Below are 25,131 nucleotides of genomic sequence, written 5' to 3'. Positions count from 1 at the left end.
CCGGGTCGCGCCGAGTTGGAGGACGACCGGTGTCTTCCCTGGCCACCGCACTAGCCGCAGTCACCGTCACCCCAGCCGAGGCCACCCGGGCCGGGGGCGTGGTGGAAGCCGGCGTGGCCGGCCACGTCGACACAACGTTCGGCGTCCGGACCGATGGCACCACAGAACAGTCGCTCTGCCCGCTGCCAGGCATCGGCCGGGGACAACGCGCAGGCGCCGAGGGCCAGCTCGGGCCGGAGCACGCTCAACGCCTCCGCATACCCGACGGCCACCTCACGTGCGGCGGCCAGATCGGCGGCGGTGAAGCCGAGGTGCACCGTGAAATGACGATGAGGCCGGGGCGGCCGGCTCGGGGGCGCCACCAGAGGTGGCCCGTCCCCGCCATCCGCTCCGACCTTCCAGTGTCGCCAGTACGCCGCACGGTTGTCCCGCATCCGTCCTCCCCGTGGCACGCCGAACCCTGACCGACGACGCGTCAACCGACCGGTCAGGCGCGGCGGCCGGATGACCGCCGGCAGGTCGACACCGCCGCCGGTTCCAGGGAACCAGGCTCCTCCGGCTCTGGGAGGGGCCAGCAAGGGCCGGTCTGCGACGACCGCACAGTACCGCCGCAGGATCCCCGGTGGCATCAACCGGCTGTCCGTGCCACCGCACGCGATCGCAGGCTCAGGCCGGCACCGGCAGTCGCTTGACGAAGCCGGTCCGACACAGCCCACCATCGGGGCTTCCGTCGCCTGACGTCGGCTCGTAACCGCAGGCCCGGAAGAGGGCCACCGCCGCCGACAGGTGCGGCCCGGTCCCCACCCGGATCATTGAGTGCCCTCGCTGATATGCCAGCTCCTCCAGCGCGGCGACCAGTTGCCGGGCGATACCGCGGCGTCGATACGCGGGCCGCACGTACAGCTGCCTCAACTCGCCGGTGTCATCGTCCCGGACACGGATTCCGCCATACGCCACCGCCCGGCCGGCGAGTACGACCGCAAGCCAGCAGGCGTCACTGTCCGTATCGATATCCCGCCCGGCAGCGCCGCCGGTGGTCTCACGCAGCTCACGCTGCCCGGCCGCAGCCAGTGCGGCGACCTCCGGATCCGCCGGCGGGCGGAACTCGATCAACATCACTCCACGTTAAAGGGACCGCATTTCGCGCAGGTTTCCAACAGTTGTCCCTATTTCGGAGCGCGTCGAGCTATTCGGCGTCATTCCCGTCGGCGGTCACCGGCTCGACCTCGTCCACTGGCCGCTGCCGGCGCGCCTTGCGGGCTGCCAGCCGCTCGGCAGCGCTGGCCCGAGTCGGCTTCTCCTCCAACCGGACGTCCCGGCCCCGGGCACCCGGAACGAACTCGGCCCCGGCGTAGAGGGTGGGTTGCCAGTCGAACTCCCGTTCACCGATGCGAACCAGGTCCCCGGGTCGAGCACCCGCCTTGGCCAGTTGCTCCTCGACGCCGAGACGGGCCAGCCGATCGGCGAGGTAACCGACCGCTTCGTCGTTGTCGAAGTTCGTCTGACGCACCCAACGCTGCGGGCGGACACCGTGCACGGTGTACGAGCCATCGTCCTCGGCCTCGATGGTGAAGCCGGCGTCGTCGACCGCCTTCGGCCGGATCACGATCCGCGTCGGTTCGGCAGGCGGTGCCGCCACCCGCGACTGTTCCACGAGTTCGGCCATCGCGTACGTGAGTTCCTTCAGCCCTTCCCTGGTGGCTGCGGAGACCTCGAAGACCCGCAGACCACGTGCTTCCAGGTCGGGGCGGACGATCTCGGCGAGGTCCCGGCCGTCCGGCACGTCGACCTTGTTCAGCGCGACCAGCCGGGGCCGGTCCGCCAACCCGCCGTACTCGGTCAGCTCCGCCTCGATGGTGTCGATGTCGGCCAACGGATCCCGCCCCGGCTCCAGGGTGGCGGTGTCGATGACGTGCACCAACACGGCGCAACGCTCGACGTGTCGGAGGAACTCCAACCCCAGCCCCCTGCCAGTGGCAGCACCCGGGATCAGCCCGGGTACGTCGGCCACGGTGAAGGTGTGGTTGTCGAGCCGTACCACGCCGAGATTCGGCACCAGAGTGGTGAACGGATAATCGGCGATCTTGGGTTTGGCTGCGGAGATGACCGAGATGAGCGACGACTTCCCGGCCGACGGGAAACCGACCAGGCCGACGTCGGCCACGCTCTTGAGTTCCAGCACCACGTCCAGCTGCTCACCCGGCTCGCCCAGCTCAGCGAAACCGGGTGCCTTGCGACGCGAGTTGGCGAGCGACGCGTTGCCCCGACCGCCGCGTCCACCCCGGGCCACCTCGAAGGTGGTGCCGGCACCGACCATGTCGGCCAACACGGTGCCGTCGCTGGTCTGCACCACCGTGCCGTCGGGCACCTTGAGTATCAGGTCGCTACCGTTGCCGCCGTCGCGGTTCGAGCCCGCGCCACCCCGCCCGTTCTCCGCCTTCACGTGCGGGCGGAAGTGAAAGTCGAGCAGCGTGTGCACCTGCGGATCGACCACCAGGGAGACGCTGCCGCCGTGCCCGCCGTTGCCCCCGTCCGGGCCGCCGAACGGCTTGAACTTCTCCCGGTGGATCGAGACACAGCCGTGCCCACCGTCGCCGGCCTGCAGATGCAGGACGACCCGGTCAACGAACGTCGTCACGACGTAATCCTTCCAGCAGGGCGACCCTGCGCGAGAAAAGGCGAAGCGGGCCGGGACATCAGGTCCACGGCCCGCTTACGCCGGACAGCTACTGCTGCGGCACGATGCTGACGGTCTTTCGACCGCGCCTGGTACCGAACTGCACCGCACCGGCGGCCAGCGCGAAGAGCGTGTCGTCTCCGCCGCGGCCGACCAGGTCACCGGGGTGGAACTTGGTGCCACGCTGACGGATGAGGATCTCACCCGCGCTGACGACCTGACCACCGAAGCGCTTCACGCCGAGTCGCTGAGCCGCAGAGTCGCGACCGTTACGCGAGCTGGACGCACCCTTTTTGTGAGCCATTCGAGGACGACCTACTTCCCGCTGGAGATGCCGGTCACCTTGACCTGGGTCAACGGCTGGCGGTGACCCTGGCGCTTGTGGTAGCCGGTCTTGTTCTTGAACTTGTGGATCCGGATCTTCGGGCCCTTGGTGTGCGCGGCGATCTCACCGGACACCTCGACCTGAGCAAGCTTCGCCGCGTCGGTCACCAGGTCGTCACCGTCGACGAGGAGCACCGCGGCGAGCTTCACCGCGTCACCGGGGACACCGGTGAGCTTCTCGACCTCGATCACGTCGCCTTCGGCGACCTTGTACTGCTTGCCGCCGGTCTTGACGATCGCGTACATCGGAGGCGGACTCCCTGTCGTTGAGGCTGCTGGCGGTCGTTCCCACGGCGGCTCGCCGGGTAGCAGAAGCACGGCGGCGCGGGCACACGGGAACATTGGCACACCAAAGTGCGCCGCAGGTTAGCGTACGCCATCCCGGGGCCGGGACCCAAACCGGGCCGGGCCGGTCAGCGGGCGCAGTGGCTGTCGGGACGCTACCGCGACCGGTCGACGGCGTGCCGCCGAATGATCCGATGACGGTTCCGCACTGGCCCTTCGACCAACCTGACACCGCTACGGCCGGGTACGCCGACGCGTGCCTGAACGGCGGGACCGACGCCGGCCGCCGTTGTCGCCACCGTCCTCCTCGTCGGTGTCGCCGAGCGCGTCCGGGTCGTCCGGAGCGGCGAGCCGCGCCGACTCGCTCCGCTGGGTGTCGGCGGCAGCTGACGCTGCCGGAATCTCCGTCTCGTAGCGAGAGAGGTCGTAACCCATGGTGTCATGGAAGTCGGCGTCGGCGGTGTCGGCGGTTCCGGTTTCGGTGATCTCCACCACGGTCCGTTCCGCCGCCGCGGCACCCTTGCGCGCACGTCGCCGAGACGAGCCGCCGGCCTGCTCGACCGACGGGGCACCCGTCGAGGCGACGGCCTTGACCTTCTCCCCACCGCCGGAACGCGGTTTCTCCGGCACCGGCTCGGTGTGGATGACCAGACCCCGGCCCTTGCAGCACTCGCAGGTCTCGCTGAAGGCCTCCAGCAGCCCGGCACCGATCCGCTTACGGGTCATCTGCACCAGACCCAACGAGGTGATCTCGGTGACCTGGTGCTTGGTGCGATCCCGGCCCAGGCACTCGGTCAGCCGACGCAGCACCAGTTCCCGGTTCGACTCCAACACCATGTCGATGAAGTCGATCACCACGATCCCGCCGATGTCCCGCAGCCGCAACTGCCGGACGATCTCCTCGGCTGCCTCCAGGTTGTTGCGGGTGACCGTCTCCTCCAGGTTACCCCCGGCACCTGTGTACTTACCGGTGTTCACGTCGACCACCGTCATCGCCTCGGTCCGGTCGATCACCAGATGGCCACCGGAGGGCAGGAAGACCTTGCGATCGAGGCCCTTGAGGATCTGCTCGTCGATGCGGTACTCGGCGAAGACGTCCGTGGTGCCCGCGTGCCGGCGCAACCGCGCCACAAGGTCCGGCGACACGTGCGACAGGTACGACTCGACCATGTCGAACGCCTGGTCGCCCTCCATGACCAACTCGCGAAAGTCCTCGTTGAACAGGTCACGGACCACCCGGATCACGAGGTCGGGCTCCTGATAGAGGAGTACCGGCGCTCCGCCCTCGGCGGCCTTCGCCTGAATGTCCTCCCACTGCGCCTGAAGCCGCTTGACGTCCCGGGCCAACTCGTCCTCACTGGCGCCCTCGGCGGCGGTGCGGACGATCACCCCGGCACCGTCGGGCACGAGCTTCTTCAACACGTCACGGAGCCGCTTACGTTCGGTGTCCGGCAGCTTACGACTGATCCCTGAGGCGTTGCCGCCAGGTACGTAGACCAGATGCCGGCCGGATAGTGCGACGTGACTCGTCAACCGGGCCCCCTTGTGCCCGATCGGATCCTTGGTGACCTGCACCAGCACCGAATCACCGGATCTGAGGGCCTGCTCGATCGAACGCGCCCTTCCCTCCAGGCCGGTGGTGTCCCAGTTGACCTCACCGGCGTACAGGACCGCGTTGCGTCCCCGGCCGATGTCGACGAACGCGGCCTCCATGCTCGGCAGCACGTTCTGTACCTTGCCGAGGTAGACGTTGCCGGCCATCGTGCCGGCGGAGCTGCGGGTGACGTAGTGCTCGACCAGGACACCGTCCTCCAGCACCGCGATCTGGGTGCGGTCGCCGCGTTGACGCACAGCCATCACCCGGTCGACCGCCTCACGGCGGGCCAGGAACTCCGACTCGCTGAGGATCGGCGGGCGGGTCCGGCGCTGCTCACGGCCGTCCCGACGGCGCTGCCGCTTGGCCTCCAACCGGGTCGAGCCGGAGACGCCCTGCACCTCGTCGACCGTCCGACGCGGCTCTCTGATCTTCACCACGGTGGGCACACCGTCGTCGGCGGCGTCCGCGGCGTCACCGGCCCCACGCCGACGCCGCCGACGCCGCCGACGGGTCGTCCCGTCACCCTCGGCCTCGTCGCTCTCGTCGGACTCGGGCTCCGCCTCGGCCTCGCTCTCGTCCGCCTCGGCCTCGACGTGGACAGCCTCCGCTGCCTCGGTCTCCTCGGTCTCCTCGCCGTCTTCGGCGCCGCCCTTGCCCCGGCCCCGGCCCCGGCGGCCGCGACGGCGACGACGCCGGCCGCCCGCAGCCTCCTCGTCGTCCTCCTCCTCGGCGATCTCCTCAGCCGCTGCGGCCGGCTCCTCCTCCTCGGCCTCGGTCGCCACCACCGGCTCGACCTCTCGCCGGCCCCGGCGCCGCCGCCGGGACGACTCGCCCGGCTCCTCGGCGGGCCCCTCCTCGGCGGACTGCGCGGCGGCCGCGCGGGCGGCCACCATCTCTTCGGGAGCCATGAACAGCACCGTCGGCGCGGTGAGCGCAGCCTTACGACGACGAGATCGGCCCTCGGATCCGGTCGGCGCCGTCTCCGACCCCGCCGGTGCTTCGGCGTTCTCCGAACCGATGCGCCCGGCCGGTTGCACCGGGTCGGCGGCGCCCTCGGCGGGCAACGCGGCGGAGCCGAAGTCGGTGCCGGCCGCCGCAGTAGCCTCGGCATCGGCCACGGGCGAGGCCGACTCGGTGCCGGTGGGCGACTCGGTGCCGGTGGGCGACTCGGTGTCGGTGGGCGGTTCGATCGTGGCGTCGGTCGCCGACCCGGCAGCGGCGGACTTTCGGCGACGGGTACGGGTCACCTTGACCGGCGGCACCACGTCGCTGTCGACGGCCTCCGCCTCGGCCACGGTCAACGGCTCCTCGACGGCCTTCTGCCCGGTCGTCGCCTTACGGCGACGCCGGGGGGTCTTGACAGCGGGGTCGAGGTCACCCGAGACCGGTGCGAACACTTCGGCCTGGGGTGACTCCCCACTGCCCGAAGGCGCGACACCGGGCGCCTGAACCGGCGCGTCCGTCTGCTCCGGCCGACTGACCGGGGTGGCTCTGCGGCGGGTCGCCCGACGGCGGGGGGTCGCCTCCGCGGCCGACGCGCCACCCAGGTCGGCGGTACCGCTCACCGCACCGGGGATCTCCTGTGGCGGATCAGCGACCAGGCCGGACCCGACTGCGACCTGCGCAGGGGGCGATCCGGTCGTCTCGGCGGTGTGGTCGTCGGTGGTCTCGACTGCCGGCTCGTTGCCGGCATGTTCGCTGCCCTCGGGCTCGTTCTCGAGCATGGACGTTCTCCAGTTCTGGCGTCCCCGGGCGCGGGTGAGCGCTGCCACGCAGGGTTGCCGCAAAAGGTGTTTCCCCGGGCGCACAAGGTGCGCGCCGGCGAAGTCTGCCTGCCTGGACGCCGACCGTCGGTCAGCGCCCGCCGATGGTTGCCCCGTCGCGGTCCGCGTCCAGCGGATCCACGATCACACCCTGCGCGGTCAGCGTGCCCTGAGCCAGCCGGATCACCTTCGGGGCTACCGGCGGTTCCAGGCCGGCCACCACGCGCAAGCCGGAAAGGACGTCATCGGGCCGTACGGACGGGGTGACCTGCCGCACGACCAGTTCGAGTATCGCACACGGTACGGCCGAGTCCCCGGAAGGCGTCGGCGACACCACATCGACATCGATGCTGATGACTGCCGTACGCGCGTCGAAAGTTCGCCGCCCCTGCTTGGTCATCCGCTCCACGAGCACCTCGTCCGCGGCGGCGAAGACGGTCACCGCCCTGACCAGCACATCGGGATCCACCTGCGGCAACTCGATCCGCCAGCGGGACGCCTCGATCCGGTCGGGCAGGCTCGCCCCGTCGGCCACCACCGCGTCGAGCACGTCGAGGCCGGGCGAGAGCGCCGTGTCCAGCGCCAACCGCAGCTGCTCCGGATCGACCGGCTCGCGTAGACCGATCTCCAGGTACTCCGCCTCGCTCGCCACCCCGGTCGGCGCCGCGCTGGCGTACGAAATCTTCGGGTGCGGGGTGAAGCCCTGAGAGAAGGCTACCGGCACACCGGCCCGGCGCAGCGCCCGCTCGAAGGCTCGGGCGAAGTCCCGATGCGAGGTGAACCGCAGCGGGCCACGCTTGGCGTACCGGATCCGGACGCGCTGGACGACCGGCGCCTGGCCGCCCTCAGGCTGTGGTTTCCTACTGATCGTCGTACTCCTCGATGTCGTACCCCAGCCGTAGCACCCTGACTACTGCTGGGCACCGGCGGACAGCTTCAGCCCGTTGACCGGGGTCAACGGCAGTAGCTTCCGGCCGGTCGGGCCGATCTGGATCTCGGTGTCCATCGCCGGGCAGACGCCGCAGTCGAAACAGGGCGTCCACCGGCAGTCGTCCTGCTCGTACTCGCCGAGCGCGTCCTGCCAGTCCTGCCAGAGCCAGTCCTTGTCCAGGCCCGAGTCCAGATGGTCCCAGGGCAGGACCTCCAGTTCGTCACGCTCCCGGATGGTGTACCAGTCGAGGTCGACCCCGAAACCAGGCAGCACCTCGGCTGCCGCCTCCACCCAGCGCTGGTAGGAGAAGTGCTCGCTCCAACCATCGAACCGGCCTCCGTTCTCCCAGACCCGACGGATCACCGCACCGATCCGCCGGTCACCGCGGGACAACAGGCCCTCGACCAGCGACGGCTCGCCGTCGTGGTAGCGGTAACCGATCGCGCGGCCAAGCGAACGGTCGGCGTTGATCGCCTGCTTGAGCAGCTTGAGCCGGTGATCGATCACCTCCGGGCGCTGCATCGCCGCCCACTGGAACGGGGTGTGCGGCTTGGGCACGAACCCGCCGATCGACACGGTGCACCGGATGTCCTTCGAGCCGGTGGCCGCCCGACCGGCGCGGATGACCTCGTGCGCCATGTCGGCGATCTCCAGGACGTCGGCATCCGTCTCGGTGGGCAGACCGCACATGAAGTAGAGCTTCACCTGCCGCCAGCCGTTCGTGTACGCGGTGACCACGGTGCGGATGAGGTCTTCCTTCGACACCATCTTGTTGATCACCTTACGGATCCGCTCCGACCCGCCCTCGGGGGCGAAGGTCAGACCGGTCCGGCGGCCGTTGCGGGAAAGTTCCTGTGCCAGCTCGATGTTGAACGCGTCCACCCGCGTCGACGGCAACGAGAGCGAGACGTTCGTGCCCTGGTACTGCTCGGCCAGGCCGGAGCACATGTCACCGATCTCGGAATGGTCGGCCGACGAGAGCGACAACAGGCCCACCTCGTGGAAGCCGGAGAACTCCAGCCCCTGCTGCACCATCTGCCCCACCGTGGTGATCGAACGCTCCCGAACCGGGCGAGTGATCATCCCGGCCTGGCAGAACCGGCAGCCCCGGGTGCAACCCCGAAAAATCTCCACGGCGTACCGCTCGTGCACCGTCTCGGCCAACGGAACGAGTGGCTTCTTCGGGTACGGCCAGGCGTCCAGGTCCATCGTCGTGCGCTTGTGCACCCGGAACGGTACGTCCGCCCGATTCGGCACGACCCGCTGGATCCGGCCGTCCGGCAGATAGTCGACGTCGTAGAAGCGCGGCACGTAGACGCTCTCGGTGCGGGCCAGCCGCAGCAACAGTTCGTCCCGGCCCCCCGGGCAGCCCTCGACCTTCCACTCACGGACGATCCCGGTGATCTCCAGGACCGCCTCCTCGCCATCGCCGAGCACTGCGGCGTCGACGAAGTCGGCGATGGGCTCGGGGTTGAACGCGGCATGCCCACCGGCCACCACCACCGGGTCGGCGTCGGTACGGTCGGCGGCGAGTAGCGGAATGCCGGCCAGGTCGATGGCGGTAAGCAGATTGGTGTAGCCCAACTCGGTGGCGAACGAGACACCGAACAGGTCGAAGTCACCGACCGGTCGGTGCGCATCGACGGTGAACTGCGGCACGCCGTGGGCACGCATCAGCCTCTCCAGATCCGGCCAGACCGCGTACGTCCGTTCGGCGAGGGCGTCCGGCAGCTCGTTGAGCACCTCGTAGAGGATCTGTACACCCTGGTTGGGCAGCCCCACCTCGTACGCGTCCGGATACATCAGCGCCCACCGTACGGTCGCCGCGTCCCACTCCTTGACCACCGCGCCCAGCTCGCCGCCGACGTACTGGATGGGCTTGGTCACCTGGGGTAGCAGCGGCTCCAACCGGGGCCACACCGAGTTGGCCACGACGGGACGCGCAGAGGTGGACGGGACGCTCATGATGCCCAAGCGTACGCGCCCGCCCACCACCGGGCCGCCCACACCCGGTCGACCATCCCGAGTCCGTCGCGGTGGCACCCCGGTACTAACCTCGGACCGGCGCGAGAGGAGATTGCCGCGATGCCGGAGCCGCAGCCGGGAGCCGACCGGCCGGTCGACGGGAGCCGTCCGGAGCAACACCGGGACGGGGAGCCGGCGGTCACCCACGAACTACCCACCGACGGGCCGCCCACCCAGACCGCCTCCGACGACAGCCAGCCGCCATCGGGGCCGGCCGAGTCGCAGGTCGGCCCACAAGGCACCCGGAAGCTACCCGAGTCGACACCCGAGCCGGACACACCGCGCTGGAGCGGCTCGGCACCGGTACCGCCGGCAGCACCGCAACCAAGCAGCTGGGGCGAGTCGGCCGAGCCCACCCCACCGCCCGGCTCACCGGTGGCGCAGCCCGAGCACCAGACACCAGTCGACCCGTGGGCCGGCGTCGACACCAGCGGTTGGGACCTACCCTCCACCGACTTCCCCGCCGTCCCGCCGACACTGTCCTACCCGAACCCGCCGCCGACCCGGCCGTACGACGGGCCTCGGGTCCCGTCACCGCAGATCTCCCCGGCCCCGGTCTCGCCCGTTGCGCCGAGGTCTGCTGCCACGCCGCCGCCGCAGCAGCCACCGCCCCCCGGTCCCTATCCGCCCATTCCCGCCGGCCCGCCAGTACCACCGGCGCACGGCAGCCAACGGAGCACAAAGAAAGCCGGACCGGTCGCCCCACCACCAGGCTGGCAACCGCCCGCAGGGTACGTCGCGGTGCCGGTCCGCAAACGTCGCCGCTGGCCGTGGCTGCTGCTGCTGACCCTGGCCTGCTGCTGCGGTTGCCCCGCCTACTACGGCATGCCGATGGCCAGCCAGTACCCGGCGCAAGCGGCACTGCCGCAGCAGGTGGCCGACCTACGCCTACGGGAAGATCCGTCCAGCACCCGCGACGCGCAGCTACTCGAGACCCAGATGCGCCAGTCGCACTGGCTCGCCGAGGACACCTTCGCCGGGATCTACCACACGGGCAACGGCAAACGGGTCACCGTCTTCGGCGGCACCGGTTTCCGGTTCACCCCGTCGGCGGACGCCGACGCCGAGATCGATCGCCTCACCGAGCAGTACGCACTCAGCGACAAGCAGACCCTCGAAACCGGTGTCCGGGGTCGCCACGAGCGCTGCGCGGTGGGACGCGTCGACGGTGTCGGTGCGGTGGTGTGCACCTCGGTCGACCACGGCAGCATCACCACAGGTGTCTTCACCGGACTCTCCGTAGCGGACAGCTCCCGGCTGCTGGGCACCCTTCGGGATCAGATCGTCACCAGCGACGGCTGACCGCGCCGACGGCGGCGCTCAACGGCCGTCGGCCTCGCCGGTGATCTGCGGCTGGGCCCGCGGCGGCGCGTAGCGGGGAACGTACTCCTGGCCGGTGAGCTTCTGGATCTCACCCATCATCTCGTCGGTCAAGTGCCGGAGCGACACCCGGTCGTCCGACCGGCCGGTGAAGTCGAGCGGCTTGCCGAACCTGATGGTGATCTTCCCGGTGAAGGGGCGCGGCATCCGGGCACCGATCGGCTGCACCTTCTCGGTGCCGATCATCCCCACCGGGATGATCGGCACCCCGGCCGCGATGGCGAGCCGGACCGCCCCGGTACGCCCACGGTACAGGCGCCCGTCCGGCGAACGGGTGCCTTCCGGGTAGACGACCACCAGGTCACCGCCCCTGAGCGCCGGAACAGCGGCATCGAACGCGGCCAGCGCGGCACGGCCACCAGCCCGCTCCACCGGGATCGCGCCGAGACCGGTGAGCACGAACTTGGAGAAACGGCCCTTCAGTCCGGTGCCCGTGAAGTACTCGGACTTGGCCCAGAAGGCCAGGTGCCGGGGAACCACCGTGCCGAGGAACAGCTCATCGGCCACCGACAGATGGTTGCCGGCGAAAATCGCTCCGCCCTTGTCCGGGATGTGCTCCAGCCCCTCCACCGTCGGACGGAACGCCAGCCGCATCGCCGGCCCTACGGTGAGCTTGCCGATGGTGTAGAGCAGCGGCACTGGTCCTCCGGCGGATCGAGTGAGGTAAGAGGCGGTGTCACCGTAGCGGACCGCCGCACGACAGCACGCGTGAGGTCGGGCCCGTCCGCTGACTGGGTACGGGGCACCAGGCAAGCGGGGCCCTTCCAGTCGGAAGGGCCCCGCCGGACAGCTCAAACGCGACGCACGACCACCCTCACGGGCACCCCCTCACCGACCTCGCCCCCGAACCCGTCGACCTCGTCGGTGAAATCGACCCTGTCGGCCAGTACCTCCCGGGCCACGAAGTCGCGGTACCCGGCCACCGCCGCCCGGACCTCGTCGCCGCCCGCCGCCGTCACCACGATCCGGTCGGACACGTCGAGGTCGGCGTCCCGCCGTGCCTGCTGTACGACCCGGACGAAGTCCCGGGCCAGCCCCTCGGCGGCAAGCTCGGCGGTGACCGTGACGTCCAGCACCACCACCCCCTCACCGCCGGGCAGCGGCGCCGAGTGCTCGGCGTCCGCGGCGATCAGACGCAGCTCGTACTCGCCGTCGGCGAGGGTGACCCCGGCAGCCACCGGAGCACCGTCGACCAGCTCCCACTCCCCCGCCTTGACCGCCTTGATCACCTGCTGCACCTGCTTGCCGACCCGGGGCCCGAGCGCCCGAGGCACCACCGTCAACACCTGGCGGCAGTACGCCGACACCTCGTCGGTGACGTCGACCTCCTTGACGTTCACCTCGTCGGCGAGCAGGTCCGCGAATGGCCGCAGCTGCCCGGCCGCCGGGCTGGCCACGGTCAGCTTCGACAGCGGCAGCCGCACCCGCAGCCCCTTGGCCTTGCGCAGCGACAGCGTCGCGGAGGCAACCGCCCGTACCGCGTCCATCGCGGCGACCAGCTCGTGGTCGACCGGGAACTCCTCGGCCACCGGCCAGTCGGTCAGGTGCACCGACCGCCCACCGGTCAGCCCGCGCCAGATCTCCTCCGCGGTGAGCGGCGCCAGCGGTGCCACCACCCGGCAGAGCGTCTCCAACACGGTCCACAGCGTGTCGAACGCATCCGCGTCGCCGGCCCAGAAGCGGTCCCGGGAACGACGCACATACCAGTTGGTGAGCGCGTCCAGGTAGGACCGGACCGTGGCGCAGGCACCCGAGATGTCGTACGCGTCCATCTGCGCACCGACCGTCGACACCAGCTCGTGCGTCTTCGCCAGCACGTACCGGTCGAGCAGGTCTCCGGCGGCGTCGCCACCACCGGTCGGCACCGCGCCGGTCCTCCGCTTCGCCGTGTACGAGTCGGCGTTCGCGTAGAGCGAGAAGAAGTACCAGACGTTCCACAACGGCAGCAGCACCTGCCGGACGGCGTCGCGCACACTCGCTTCGGTCACCGGCATGTCCCCGCCGCGCAGCACCGGCGAGGACATCAGCATCCAGCGCATCGCGTCCGAGCCGTACGAGTCGAAGACATGGTAGACGTCCGGGTAGTTGCGCAGACTCTTGGACATCTTGCGCCCGTCGGAGCCGAGCAGGATGCCGTGGCTCAGGCAGTTGCGGAACGCCGGCCGGTCGAACAACGCGGTGGCCAGCACGTGCATGGTGTAGAACCAACCCCGGGTCTGCCCGATGTACTCGACGATGAAGTCACCCGGGTAGTGGTGCTCGAACCAGTCACGGTTCTCGAACGGGTAGTGCACCTGGGCGAACGGCATCGAACCGGACTCGAACCAGCAGTCAAGCACCTCCGGTACCCGGCGCATCATCGACCTGCCGGTCGGGTCGTCCGGGTTGGGACGGACCAGCTCGTCCACCACCGGCCGGTGCAGATCCGTCAGCCGTCCGCCGCTGAGCACGCCGTTGCGGGTCGCAAGCTCGCCGAAGTCACGCTCCAACTCGGCCAGCGAGCCGTACACGTCGACCCGTGGGTAGTTCGGGTCGTCGGACTTCCACACCGGGATGGGCGAGCCCCAGAACCGGTTCCGGCTGATCGACCAGTCCCGGGCGTTGGCCAGCCACTTGCCGAACGAGCCGTCCTTGATGTGCCCCGGCGTCCAGTTGATCTGCTGGTTCAGCTCGACCATCCGGTCCTTGAATTTGCTGACCGCCACGAACCACGACGACACCGCCTTGTAGACGAGCGGCGTGTCACAGCGCCAGCAGTGCGGGTACGAGTGGGTGTAGGTGTCCTGCTTGAGCACCACCCCCCGCTCCTTGAGCTGGCGGATCACCGGCTTGTTCACGTCGAAGACCTGCTCGCCCTCGAACGGCGGCACGAGCGCGGTGAACCGCGTGTGGTCATCGACCGTGACGATGGTCGGGATACCGGCCGCGTTGCAGACGTTCTGGTCGTCCTCACCGAAGGCAGGCGCCAGGTGGACGATCCCGGTACCGTCCTCGGTGGTCACGAACTCCGCCCCGAGCACCTGGTATGCGTTCGGCCCGGCCCGGTCGGCCAGGAAGTCGAACAGCGGGGTGTAGCGCCGTCCCACCAGGTCCGCACCGCGCACCGTACCGACCTGGTGGTATCCGTCGAGTTCCTTGGCGTAGGCGCCCAGCCGGGCCGCACCCACCAGGTAGCGGTCCCCGTCGCGCTCCAGCACCGCGTACTCGATGTCCGGGCCGACGGCGAGCGCCAGGTTCGACGGCAGGGTCCACGGCGTGGTGGTCCAGACACCGAGCCGCACCGGACCACGCAGCAGCTCCGGCGCGGAGCCGTCTGCGCTCAACTCGAACCACACCGACAGTGTCGGATCATGCCGGTCACGGTAGACGTCGTCCATCCGGGTCTCGGTGTTCGACAGCGGCGTCTCGCACCGCCAGCAGTACGCCAGCACCCGGAAGCCCTCGTAGACCAGACCCTTGTCGTGCAGGGTCTTGAAGGCCCACATCACGCTCTCCATGTAGTCCAGGTCGAGGGTCTTGTAGTCGTTGGCGAAGTCGACCCAGCGGGCCTGGCGGGTGACGTAGCGCTCCCAGTCGTGGGTGAACTCCAGCACCGAGGCGCGGCACGCCTCGTTGAAGCGGGCCACCCCGAGGTCGAGGATCTCCGCCTTGCTGGTGATGCCGAGCTGCTTCTCGGCGACCACCTCGGCCGGCAGGCCGTGGCAGTCCCAGCCGAAGCGCCGCTCCACCCGCCGGCCGCGCATCGTGTGGTAACGCGGCACCACGTCCTTGACGTACCCGGTGAACAGGTGGCCGTAGTGGGGCAGGCCGTTGGCGAACGGCGGGCCGTCGTAGAAGACGTACTCGTTCTTCCCCTGCTCACCGGGCGGGCGGGCATCGACGGACGCCTCGAAGGTCTTGTCGGCCGTCCAGTGCTCAAGGACCCGACGCTCGACCGCGGGCAGGTCCGGGCTCGCCGGTACGCCGCCGGCGGTCGGGTCGTGCAACGGATAGGCCATCGCCTGTAGCTCCTCGCTGACACTCACTGTCCTGTGGGTCTGCGAGGACGAGCCGCTCCGATACGCCGTCACCAGCGCGCCGGGCCGGGCCCGCGGTACCACCCCGCTTGACGGTCAAGGTTCGACCGCCCGCTCATTGGTCGGCGATGACGGGCCGCCCCGTCCGGTTCTACTGAGCCGGTCGCCCGGCCGTTCTTCCGGAAGCTCCCCGGTGATAGCCGGATCGTCGCCCTGCCCGCCGATGATACCTACCCCACCCCCGCCGCTCCTCCCCGATAACCATTCGGACCCGCCAGCCGCCGACCACACAGGGGTGGCACCCGACGGAACACCTGTCGGTGCAGTCGGACGACCGCCCCCGCACGGCCGGCGGAGTCGGAGGAGCCGGGTGGTCACGGGGCAGGGAGGGTGGTGGTCCAGAGGGAACGCCCAGCCCGGTCGCGGAGGTGGACGGTGAGGGCTCTCGTCCCGGCGTCGATCTGGACCTCGCCGAAGTGTTGGAAACCCTCTGCCGGCGACGTGTTCGCCCGCGGCGGGGCGTTGACGAACACGGCCTTCGGGCCGAAGGTCCCGTCCAGCGCGTTGGGGCCGAAGGCACCGGCGTGCGCCGGCCCGGAGACGAACTCCCAGAACGGGGTGAAGTCGGCGACCGCTGCCCGCGCCGGGTCGTAGTGGTGCGCGGCCGTGTAGTGCACGTCCGCGGTGAGGAAGACGAGCCCGGTCACCCCCGCCCGGTGCACCGCACCGAGCACCTGCGCGAACTCCAACTCCCGCCCGACCGGCGCACCCGGGTCGCCCTGCGCCACCCCCTCCTGCGCGCCCGCACCGTCGGGCACCACCAGCCCCAGCGGCAGGTCGATCGCGATCACCTTCCAGGTGGCCCGGGAACGGGTCAGCTCCCGGATGAGCCAGGCCCGCTGCTCGGCACCGAGCAGACCCCGACTCGGGTCAGCGTAGGTGTTGCCGTCGTTGGGGTCCTTGTAGGTGCGCATGTCCAGCACGAAAAGGTCCAGCAACGGACCGTACGACAACTGTCGGTAGCGCGGTCCGCGCGGTGGTGTGGGCAGCCACTCGTCGAAGGCCCGCCGGGCCCGTGCGGCAAGTACGTCCACCCGGCGCTCGGTGTAGCGGCTGTCGGTCAGCACCTCGCCCGGATACCAGTTGTTCGTCACTTCATGGTCGTCCCACTGGTTGACCTGGGGCACCTCCGCGACGAACGCCCGCAGGTGCTCGTCGAGCAGGTTGTAGGCGAACTGCCCACGGAACTCGGCCAGCGACTCGGCGACCTTGAGCTTCTCCGGGACGATCAGATTGCGCCACACCCGGCCGTCGGGCAGTGTCACCGTCTCGGCGAGCGGGTTGTCGGCGTACACCGTGTCACCGCTGCACAGGAAGAAGTGCGGCCGGCACGCCCGCATCGACCGGAAGATCTCCATCCCGCCGAACTCCGGTGCGATGCCCCAACCCTGACCAGCGATGTCCCCGGTCCAGACGAACCGCACGTCGCGCCGCTGGTGCGGTAGCGGGGCAGTGGTGAGCGAGCCGGTCGACGGGGCGCTGACCAGACCCGGCCGGTCCAGGCTCTCCACCTGCACCCGGTAGTGCAGCCGTTCGGCCCCGGGCAGCCCGCGCAGCCGCACCTTGCCGGTGAAGTCGGTGTCCGGGGTCAGAACCGGCCCACGGATGCGACGGGCACCCCGCAGGTCGGGCCGGCGGGACACCTCAACCATCATCCGCCCCGGGCGGTCGGCCCGGGTCCAGAGCACCGCCGAGTCGGCGGTGGCTGCGCCGCTCTGCACGCCGTGCGTCAGCGTCGGCCGCCCGGCCGGACGCCATACTGGCCCGGCGAGCGCACCCGGTCCGCCCAGCAGCGCCCCGCCGGCCACTCCGGCGCCGGCGACCAGGCCGGCCCGCAGCAACGTACGTCGGTCGAGTTCGGTCATCGTTCCTCCTGAATGGGGGGAGACTGACCGTTTCGGTCTACCGGGCGGACGTGGCCGCCGACGGCTGCCGGGGTGGCCGCCGACGAAACGGTGCATGACCGGCGTCACATGCCGCCCCGGGGATCACGCACGACGTGCAAAGCAAGTGCTGGCCGTTCACCACACTCAACGGTCAGCCGGCGGCCGTGGTGGTCACTGCGACGGGTGACTCGTACGCGGCCATCCTCGGTCCGGCCGCCGGTCGGATCACCGACATCAGCCAGCTGGGCGGTCCGAGCCGCCCAGCTGGCTCAGTCCAGCTCGGGGAACCAGAGCGCCAGCTCACGCTTGGCGCTGTCGGCCGAGTCGGAGGCGTGCACCAGGTTTTCCCGGTTGGACAGGGACAGGTCGCCGCGGATGGTGCCGGCGGTGGCCCTGCGCCCGTCGGTGGCGCCGATCAGACCGCGCACCACCTCGATGACCTCGTCACCGGAGAGCACCAGCGCGACCAACGGGCCACCGGTCATGAACGCCTTCAGCGGCGGGTAGAACGGCTTGTCGACGTGCTCGGCGTAGTGCTCGTCGGCAAGCGCGGCGTCCATCGTCCGGGAAGCCATCGCGTCGATCCGCAGCCCCTTACGCTCGAACCGGGTGACGATCTCGCCCACCAGCCCTCGGCGGACCGCGTCGGGCTTGATCAGGACGAGCGTACGCTCGCTCGGGCTGCTGCTGGACACGCTGGGTTCCTCCTCAGAGCGGAAGCCGGTCGGGCTGGGTACGGTCAGCCTAGCGACCCGGTCCCGGCGCCGGCGCGGTGGTCGGCCTTTCCCCGGCCCCTGATCCGGCCTAGCCTGGCCCTGACCCTCGGGAGGTCCACTGTGGCGAATGGTGGCGTCAACCGGCCCATCGCACCGGTACGCAAGTTGATCGCCGCGGTGCTGGGCACCGTGGCGGCCTTCGTGATCCTCTTCGGCCTGGGCATGACCAGCTGGGCCATCGTCGCGCTCGGTGCCGCCCTACTGGCCCTGGCAATCGCGCTGGCCACCGTACGCGGCGGCGGGCGCACCTGGGTCGTCGGCGCCGGCCACGTGCACAGTGCCTCCGAACCACCGACCCAGTACGCCTTCGGGCGCTGCGAACTTCAACTGGTGATCGACGCTCCCGGGCTACCGCCCCGCTCAAAGAAGATCATCGAGCCTCGGGTTCCGGTGTCGAAATGGCCGTCACTCGGGCAGACCCTACCGATTCGGGTGGCGCTGGACGACCCGCGACACGTCCGGGTGCTCTGGGACGAGGTACTCACCCACACCGAGGCCGGCAGCCCCGCCGACCTGCCCGCCGAATTCGCCCCGGTGCCGTCGGACGAGGTACTGATCGGGCAGGAGGCACCGCCGTGGGCCAGTCGCGCTCCGGAGGACGACTTCCACGATCCTGCCGGCGACCCACCTGACGGTCCGTCCGGCGGTCCTTCGGACGATCGACCGCACGACACCGTAGAGACGATGAAGCACGTCGAACAGCACCACGAAATGGTGCGGGTCCGCCAACGTGCGGGCAGCCCGGTCGTGCTGGAGGGAACCGTCGTCGAACGCTCCGACCAGCAGCAACTTCCCCGCCGTGCCACCCCCGCCCAACGGATGCCGGCCGAGGAACGGTTCACCGACGAACCGCTCGCCCCGGCCGTGGCCACCCCCGGAGACGAACCGGCCGCGCCGATGGTCCCACCGACCCCCACGGAGCGATCCGGGCAGCCGCCCACCGACCTGACCGATCCCCTGGACCCGCTCGACCTACCGCTCGACGGTCCGGCAACGCATCCGACGGCCGCCAACCACACCAGCGCGACAAGCCACCCGAACGCCGACGACCAGGCGGGTCCGACCGCCGACGGGACGACGACCATCGCCGCGGACGAACTGGACGAGGCGATCTTCGGCTTCGACCCGGACGTCGTCGACCCGGTGGCCCCGATCAGCGGAGTGGGCATCACCCTGCTGGTGACCGAGCTGCCCCGCTCCCTGGAGTTCTACCGGGACCGGCTCGGCTTCACCGAGGTCGACAGGGGGGCCACGAACGCCGTCCTCTCCTCGGGGGCGACCCGCCTGGTGCTACGCGAGATGACCGGTGCGCAACCGATCAGCCGCCGACTGGTGCACGTCAACCTCGACGTGGACGACATCCAGTCGGCGTACGAACGGCTACGCGGCTCCGGGGTCCGATTCACCTACCCACCCAGGGTCGTCAACCGGGGCAGCAAGCTGGAGGTCTGGGCGGCGGCGTTCCGCGACCCCGACGGACACGGCATCGCACTGACCCAGTGGCGCGAACTCGCCGAGGCGTGACACCCACCCGGGCACCCGGGGCCCGACCGTCGTCGGCAGCGGTGGTCAGCCCAGGATCACCCGGCGCACGTGCAGCGCGTATGCCCACACCAGCGCGAACATCACGCCCAGCACGAACAGCGACCAGTGCAGCAGACCGGACAGCAACAGCAGCCCCTGCAGCACGGTGCCGGCGTGCCAGGCCCAGGGACGGCGCATCAGGCCAGCGAGCACGGCGGCGACCACAGCCAGTGAAACGACCACACCGATGGCGGCACCACCGAGGTCAGCGCCGACCGCCCGGATCGGCTGGATCGCCAACAGCAACACCAGCGCCTCCAAGGCGAGGGTTGCCGCACCCAGCCCGCGTACCGCCCGCTGCGGGTCGCGCAGACCCGACCGGCGGGGCTGGCGGTCGCCGGTCATCGCTTCAACAGCCGGCGCGCGTCGGCGACCGTCACCACGGAGCCGGTGATGAGCACCCCGACGCCGGAAAGCTCACCGGGCACGTCCTCCTCGGCCAACGCCACCGCCGCCTCGATGGCGTCGGGCATCTCCTCGGCCACCTCGACCCGGTCGGGGCCGAACACCTCCGCAGCCAGCGCGGCCAGTTCCTTGGCCGGCAGAGCGCGGGGCGAACTGTTCCGGGTCACCACAAGCTGGTCGACCACCGGCTCCAGGAGTTCCAGCATGCTCGTGGCGTCCTTGTCTGCCAGCGTCCCCACGACGGCGACCAGCTTGCTGAACGCGAACTCCTCCTGCACCGCGGTGACCGTGGCCGCCATCCCCTGCGGATTGTGCGCGCCGTCGAGCAGAATCGTCGGCGCGGTCCGTACCCGCTCCAGCCGCCCCGGGGAGCTGGCGGTGGCGAAGCCCTCCCGCACCGTCTCCACGTCGAGCTGCCGGCGGGCACCCGCACCGAGGAAAGCCTCGACAGCCGCCAGCGCCAGCGCCGCGTTCTGCGCCTGGTGCGCGCCGTGCAGCGGGACGAACACCTCCTCGTACACCCCACCCAACCCCTGCAGGGTGAGCACCTGACCACCGACCGCCACGGCCCGACGCAGTACGCCGAACTCCGAGCCCTCCCGGGCCACTGTCGCACCCACCTCCGCGCAGCGCTGCAGGATCGGCCGGGCCGCCTCTTCCTCCTGCGCGGCGCAGACGACCGTGGCACCGGGATGGATGATGCCGGCCTTGGCCACCGCGATGTCCTGGAGCGTGTCACCGAGCCACTCGGTGTGGTCGAGCCCGATCGGGGTCAGGACACACACTCCCGCCTGGATCACGTTCGTGGCGTCCTCGGCCCCACCGAGCCCCACCTCCACCACAGCCACGTCCACGGGAGCGTCGGCGAAGGCCGCGAAGGCCAGCGCGGTGGTCATGTCGAAGTAGGTGAGCGGCTCGGCGTGACGGTCGTCGACCAGTCCGGCGAGCGGTTTCACCTCCTGGTAGACAGCGGTGAACCGGGCCTCGTCCACCGGCTCGCCATCCAGGCTGATCCGCTCCCGCACCGTCTCCAGGTGCGGGCTGGTGTACCGCCCCGTGTGCAGCCCGAAGGAACGCAACAACGAGTCGATCATGCGGGCGGTGGAGGTCTTGCCGTTGGTGCCGGTCAGGTGGATCGACGGATACGCCCGCTGCGGGCTACCCAACAGATCCAGCAGGGACGAGATGCGGTCCAGCTCGAAGACCATCCGGGTGAAGCCACGCGCGGCCAGCTCAGCCTCCACCTGCGCGAAGGCGGCACGATCCGCCCGCCCACCGCGCTCCGTACCCGCGCGATCAGCGGTACGGGCACGGTCGGTCGATTCGCTGGCGGCGATAGCCCGTTCGGCACGGACGTCATCGGTACGCTCGACGGGGTCAGTCACGAGGAAAGCGCCTCCAGGGCGGCGTCGATGCGCGCCAGGTCGGCCTCGGCAACCGCCAAGCGTTCGCGGATCTTGGCAACGACATGTTCGGGGGCCTTCCCGACGAACGCTGGATTGTCCAGCTTCGTCCGGGCCTGCCCCGCCTCCTTCTCGGCCGCCGCGCGGTCCTTGGTCAATCGGGCCCGCTCGGCGGCAACGTCGATCGAACCGCGGGTGTCCAACGCGACACTCACCCCACCGGGCATGGCCAGGGTCGCACTGGCCTGGAAGTCGGCGCCGGCTGGCTCCAGCCGGGCCAGCGACCGGATCAGTGGCTCGTGCGCCGACACACCGGCACCGGACAACCCGTCGAGCCGGGCCGTGACCCGCTGGGTCGGACGCAGACCCTGATCGGAGCGGAACCGGCGAACCTCGGTCACCACCCGCTGGAGGGTGACCACCTCGGTCTCGGCTGCGTCGTCGACAAGCGCCCGATCGGCGGTGGGCCACGCCGCGGTCAACACCGTCTCCCCGCCGGTCAGCGCCGTCCACAGTTCCTCCGTGACGAACGGGATCACCGGGTGCAGCAACCGCAGCAACTGGTCCAGCACATGACCGAGCACCCGACGACTGATCTCGGCCGGCTCGCCGCCACCTGCCAGCACCGGCTTGCTCAGCTCCACGTACCAGTCGCAGACGTCGTCCCAGGCAAAGTGGTACAGCAGGTCACACACCTTGGCGAACTCGTACGCCTCGAACTGCTCGTCGACCTCGGCGGTGACCTGGGCGAGCCGGGACAGAATCCACCGGTCGACGGTGGACAGCCGCCCGGCGGCCGGCATCGGACCCTCGGTGTGCGCACCGTTGATCAGCGCGAACCGGGTGGCGTTCCAGAGCTTGTTGCAGAAGTTGCGCGAACCCTGGCACCACTCCTCGCTGACCGGCACGTCCCCACCGGGGTTGGCGCCCCGAGCCAGCGTGAATCGGGTGGCGTCGGCACCATACCTGTCGATCCAATCCAACGGGTCGACCACATTGCCGAACGACTTGGACATTTTCTTGCCGTGCTCGTCGCGAACCATCCCGTGCAGGGCGATCACGTCGAACGGCGGCTGGCCGTCCATCGCGTACAGGCCGAACATCATCATCCGGGCAACCCAGAAGAACAAGATGTCGTACCCGGTGACCAGCACACTCGTCGGGTAGAACTTCGCCAGGTCCGGGGTGTGCTCCGGCCAGCCCAGCGTGGAGAACGGCCAGAGGCCGCTGGAAAACCAGGTGTCCAGCACGTCCTCGTCCCGGTGCCAGCCCTCGCCGGTCGGCGGCTGCTCGTCGGGGCCGACGCAGACCACCTCGCCGGCCGGGCCGTACCAGACGGGAATGCGGTGGCCCCACCAGAGCTGCCGGGAGATACACCAGTCGTGCATGTTGTCGACCCAGGCGAAGTAACGCTTGGCCAGGTCCGCCGGCTCGATGCGCACCCGGCTGTCTCGCACCGCGTCGCCGGCGGCCTTGGCCAACGGCGAGGTGTTGACGAACCATTGCAGCGACAGCCGGGGCTCGACGGTGGTACGGCACCGGGAGCAGTGACCGACGGCATGCACGTACGGCCGTTTCTCGGCGACGATGCGTCCCTCGGCCTGCAGTGCGGCCACGATCGCCGGACGGGCCTCGAACCGGTCCAAGCCCTCGAACGGTCCGTGCGCGGTGATGACCCCCCGCTCATCCATGATCGTCAAGCTGGGTAGATCGTGCCGCTGCCCGATCTCGAAGTCGTTCGGATCGTGCGCCGGGGTCACCTTCACCATGCCGGTGCCGAACGACGGATCGACGTGGGCGTCCCCCACGATGGGAATCCGCCGCCCGGTCAACGGCAGCTCGACATCGGTGCCGATCAGGTGACGGTACCGTTCGTCGTCCGGGTTCACCGCGACAGCCGTGTCACCGAGCATCGTCTCCGCCCGGGTGGTGGCCACCACCACGTCCTCGCTGTAGCGGATCGACACCAGTTCGCCGTCGTCGTCGGTGTGCTCCACCTCGATGTCGGACAGGGCGGTCAGGCAACGCGGACACCAGTTGATGATCCGGTTCGCCCGGTAGATCAGTCCGTCGTCGTACAGCTTCTTGAACATGGTCTGGACGGCCCGCGACAGGCCGTCGTCCATCGTGAAGCGTTCCCGGTCCCAGTCGACTGAGTCGCCGAGCCGGCGCATCTGGCCGAGGATCGCGCCCCCGGACTCCGCCTTCCACTGCCACACCCGCTCGACGAACTCCTCGCGGCCCAGGTCGTGGCGGGAAAGCCCCTGCGCGGCCAGTTGCCGCTCCACCACGTTCTGGGTGGCGATACCGGCGTGGTCCATGCCCGGCAGCCAGAGCGCCTCGTACCCCTGCATCCGCTTACGCCGCACCAGGGCGTCCTGCACGGTGTGGTCGAGCGCATGACCCATGTGCAGCGAGCCGGTCACGTTCGGCGGCGGAATGACGATGGTGAAGGGCTGCCGATCGCTGTCCGCGGCGGCCTGGAACCGACCGTCGGCTACCCACTGCTCGTACCGTCGCTGCTCAACCTCACCCGGCTGGTATTGGCCGGCGAGGGTCGGGGCGTCGGGGCGTCGGGCATCCAGTCTCTCGGTCACTCTGAAAGTCTACGGAGCGCTTCGACGGACCCGACGTGCGCCACCAGTCGTTCGCGTACGGTGTCGGCTATGTCCGACGCACATCTCAGCGCCCGCCGGTTCGACGAGGGCAACTCGCCGGTCGAGTTGACCGACGAGCCGATCGAGTTGGGTGATCGCGAGCCGATCGACGACGACGATCCGCCCCGCACCGGCTTTCGACGGCGACGCCTGGTCTTGGGCGCGCTGGCGGTCGTCGCGCTGGTCGGGGTGGGGACGCTCGGCACTTGGGCTTGGCGGATAGCGCAACAGAAGGACGCCCGGATCGCCACCCCCGAACAGGTCGCCGGTCTTCGCCTGGACAGCAGCGATCGAGCTGCCGGCACGGCCGACTACCTACGCAGCGGGCTTTCCGCCGACATCTCGCTGGACAGCAGCTTCGGCGCCGTCTACCAGGATCCGGCCGACACCCGACGATCGGTGCTGATCTTCGGCGGGACGACTCTGTTGTGGCAGCCTGAACGGGATTTGGAGAGTTTGTTCGAGCTGATGGCCGACGAAACCGCGGCAGTGTCCGGGCTCCGCAGCGTGTCACCGGGACCGCTGGGCGGCGTGATGAAGTGTGGCAGCACCGGGGGCGAGGGCGGTGATTTCGCTGTCTGTGGCTGGGCCGACCACGGCAGCGTAGTGCTCGCCATGTTCCCCGCCCGGTCGGTCGACGAGTCCGCCGGCCTACTGCGTCAGATTCGCGGGAACGTCCAGACCCGCCACTGACCCGACGTCATGGCCGCGTTCTCGCGCAGATGCCGCCTGTGCCGCCTGCGGTGGAGGTATCGCTGGGTGGTTGGGGGACTGTTCGGGAACGCGTTCAGGGCCACCCATGCGGGTGGCCCTGAACGGGAAGAATGTCCGGCGGTGTCCTACTCTCCCACACCCTCCCGGGTGCAGTACCATCGGCGCTGGAGGGCTTAGCTTCCGGGTTCGGAATGAGACCGGGCGTTTCCCCTCCGCCATGACCGCCGTAACCTTATCAACATGTCAAACAACACCAACACCAACACTACTGGTACCTGTCGGGATGTTGTTTGTTTGTTGTGAGTTACACAGTGGACGCGTAGCAACCTTTGATAGTCAAGTCCTCGGCCTATTAGTACCGGTCAACTGAACCCGTTACCGGGCTTACATTTCCGGCCTATCAACCCAGTCGTCTAGCTGGGGGCCTTACCCCACAAAAGTGGGTGGGATACCTCATCTTGAAGCAGGCTTCCCGCTTAGATGCTTTCAGCGGTTATCCCTTCCGAACGTAGCTAACCAGCCGTGCCCCTGGCGGGACAACTGGCACACCAGAGGTTCGTCCGTCCCGGTCCTCTCGTACTAGGGACA

The 25,131-nt window shown here is 69.7% G+C and carries 18 protein-coding genes and 2 rRNA genes; 3 read left to right on the top strand and 17 right to left on the bottom strand.

Translation table 11 applies throughout. From position 1 onward, the window contains the following. Positions 1-50: 50 nt before the first annotated feature. The 8 genes from HCA58_RS11130 to HCA58_RS11095 all read right to left on the bottom strand — a co-directional run bounded on the left by HCA58_RS11130 (position 51) and on the right by HCA58_RS11095 (position 9,602). Positions 51-434, bottom strand: coding sequence for a hypothetical protein (locus HCA58_RS11130; protein ID WP_169597715.1), 384 nt, complete (start codon positions 432-434; stop codon positions 51-53). A gap of 232 nt (positions 435-666) precedes the next feature. Continuing rightward, positions 667-1,116: a GNAT family N-acetyltransferase gene (locus HCA58_RS11125; RefSeq protein ID WP_169597714.1), complete on the bottom strand. Its 450-nt coding sequence runs from the start codon at positions 1,114-1,116 to the stop codon at positions 667-669. A gap of 70 nt (positions 1,117-1,186) precedes the next feature. Next, positions 1,187-2,638, bottom strand: coding sequence for a GTPase ObgE (gene obgE / locus HCA58_RS11120; RefSeq protein ID WP_169597713.1), 1,452 nt, complete (start codon positions 2,636-2,638; stop codon positions 1,187-1,189). Positions 2,639-2,726: 88 nt separating this feature from the next. Then, entirely contained in the window at positions 2,727-2,981 is a 255-nt protein-coding gene (gene rpmA, locus HCA58_RS11115) for a 50S ribosomal protein L27 (protein WP_091197044.1), read from the bottom strand. A gap of 11 nt (positions 2,982-2,992) precedes the next feature. Beyond that, complete coding sequence (gene rplU / locus HCA58_RS11110; RefSeq protein ID WP_169597712.1) at positions 2,993-3,307, bottom strand: 50S ribosomal protein L21; 315 nt, start codon at positions 3,305-3,307, stop codon at positions 2,993-2,995. Positions 3,308-3,580: 273 nt separating this feature from the next. Continuing rightward, a complete protein-coding gene (locus HCA58_RS11105) occupies positions 3,581-6,667 on the bottom strand; it encodes an Rne/Rng family ribonuclease (RefSeq protein WP_169597711.1) in 3,087 nt (1,028 codons plus the stop codon). 130 nt (positions 6,668-6,797) lie between these two features. After that, a complete protein-coding gene (locus HCA58_RS11100) occupies positions 6,798-7,517 on the bottom strand; it encodes a TIGR03936 family radical SAM-associated protein (RefSeq protein WP_169597893.1) in 720 nt (239 codons plus the stop codon). A 99-nt stretch (positions 7,518-7,616) separates the two neighbouring features. After that, entirely contained in the window at positions 7,617-9,602 is a 1,986-nt protein-coding gene (locus HCA58_RS11095) for a TIGR03960 family B12-binding radical SAM protein (protein WP_169597710.1), read from the bottom strand. Between the two features lie 120 nt (positions 9,603-9,722). Between HCA58_RS11095 and HCA58_RS23500 the strand changes: the two genes are divergently transcribed. Further along, positions 9,723-10,964: a hypothetical protein gene (locus HCA58_RS23500; RefSeq protein WP_240956022.1), complete on the top strand. Its 1,242-nt coding sequence runs from the start codon at positions 9,723-9,725 to the stop codon at positions 10,962-10,964. 18 nt (positions 10,965-10,982) lie between these two features. Here the strand turns inward: HCA58_RS23500 and HCA58_RS11085 are convergent, their stop codons facing one another. The 4 genes from HCA58_RS11085 to ndk form a co-directional block, all read right to left on the bottom strand. Next, positions 10,983-11,681, bottom strand: coding sequence for a lysophospholipid acyltransferase family protein (locus tag HCA58_RS11085; protein WP_169597709.1), 699 nt, complete (start codon positions 11,679-11,681; stop codon positions 10,983-10,985). Positions 11,682-11,833: 152 nt separating this feature from the next. Next, positions 11,834-15,040, bottom strand: a complete 3,207-nt coding sequence (gene ileS, locus HCA58_RS11080) for an isoleucine--tRNA ligase (RefSeq protein ID WP_169597891.1) — start codon at positions 15,038-15,040, stop codon at positions 11,834-11,836. 392 nt (positions 15,041-15,432) lie between these two features. Further along, positions 15,433-16,983, bottom strand: coding sequence for an alkaline phosphatase D family protein (locus HCA58_RS11075; protein ID WP_169597708.1), 1,551 nt, complete (start codon positions 16,981-16,983; stop codon positions 15,433-15,435). A 290-nt stretch (positions 16,984-17,273) separates the two neighbouring features. Further along, complete coding sequence (ndk, locus tag HCA58_RS11070) at positions 17,274-17,699, bottom strand: nucleoside-diphosphate kinase (protein WP_169597707.1); 426 nt, start codon at positions 17,697-17,699, stop codon at positions 17,274-17,276. Positions 17,700-17,840: 141 nt separating this feature from the next. On the opposite strand from ndk, the gene HCA58_RS11065 reads away from it, so the two are divergent. Beyond that, on the top strand, positions 17,841-19,304 hold the full coding sequence (locus HCA58_RS11065; RefSeq protein ID WP_169597706.1) for a VOC family protein: 1,464 nt from the start codon (positions 17,841-17,843) through the stop codon (positions 19,302-19,304). 45 nt (positions 19,305-19,349) lie between these two features. Here HCA58_RS11065 and HCA58_RS11060 read toward each other — a convergent pair whose 3' ends face one another. The 3 genes from HCA58_RS11060 to HCA58_RS11050 form a co-directional block, all read right to left on the bottom strand. Next, positions 19,350-19,709 (bottom strand): DUF4233 domain-containing protein, encoded by a 360-nt coding sequence (locus HCA58_RS11060; RefSeq protein ID WP_169597705.1) that lies wholly within the window; start codon positions 19,707-19,709, stop codon positions 19,350-19,352. Beyond that, positions 19,706-20,977 (bottom strand): folylpolyglutamate synthase/dihydrofolate synthase family protein, encoded by a 1,272-nt coding sequence (locus HCA58_RS11055; RefSeq protein WP_240956040.1) that lies wholly within the window; start codon positions 20,975-20,977, stop codon positions 19,706-19,708. Before HCA58_RS11055 ends, HCA58_RS11060 begins: the two co-directional genes overlap by 4 nt. A 173-nt stretch (positions 20,978-21,150) precedes the next feature. Then, the gene (locus HCA58_RS11050) at positions 21,151-23,769 is read right to left on the bottom strand and encodes a valine--tRNA ligase (RefSeq protein ID WP_169597704.1); all 2,619 of its coding nucleotides are present in this window, start codon (positions 23,767-23,769) and stop codon (positions 21,151-21,153) included. A 69-nt stretch (positions 23,770-23,838) separates the two neighbouring features. Here HCA58_RS11050 and HCA58_RS11045 point away from each other — a divergent pair, with 69 nt between their 5' ends. Further along, entirely contained in the window at positions 23,839-24,522 is a 684-nt protein-coding gene (locus HCA58_RS11045) for a hypothetical protein (protein WP_169597703.1), read from the top strand. Between the two features lie 133 nt (positions 24,523-24,655). Here the strand turns inward: HCA58_RS11045 and rrf are convergent. Next, positions 24,656-24,772 (bottom strand): 5S ribosomal RNA (gene rrf / locus HCA58_RS11040). A 103-nt stretch (positions 24,773-24,875) separates the two neighbouring features. Beyond that, a 23S ribosomal RNA gene (locus tag HCA58_RS11035) occupies positions 24,876-25,131 on the bottom strand; the annotation flags it as partial.

Source organism: Micromonospora sp. HNM0581, assembly GCF_012726175.1.
GTDB lineage: Bacteria > Actinomycetota > Actinomycetes > Mycobacteriales > Micromonosporaceae > Micromonospora.
This window is presented reverse-complemented; position numbering and strand designations above follow the sequence as displayed.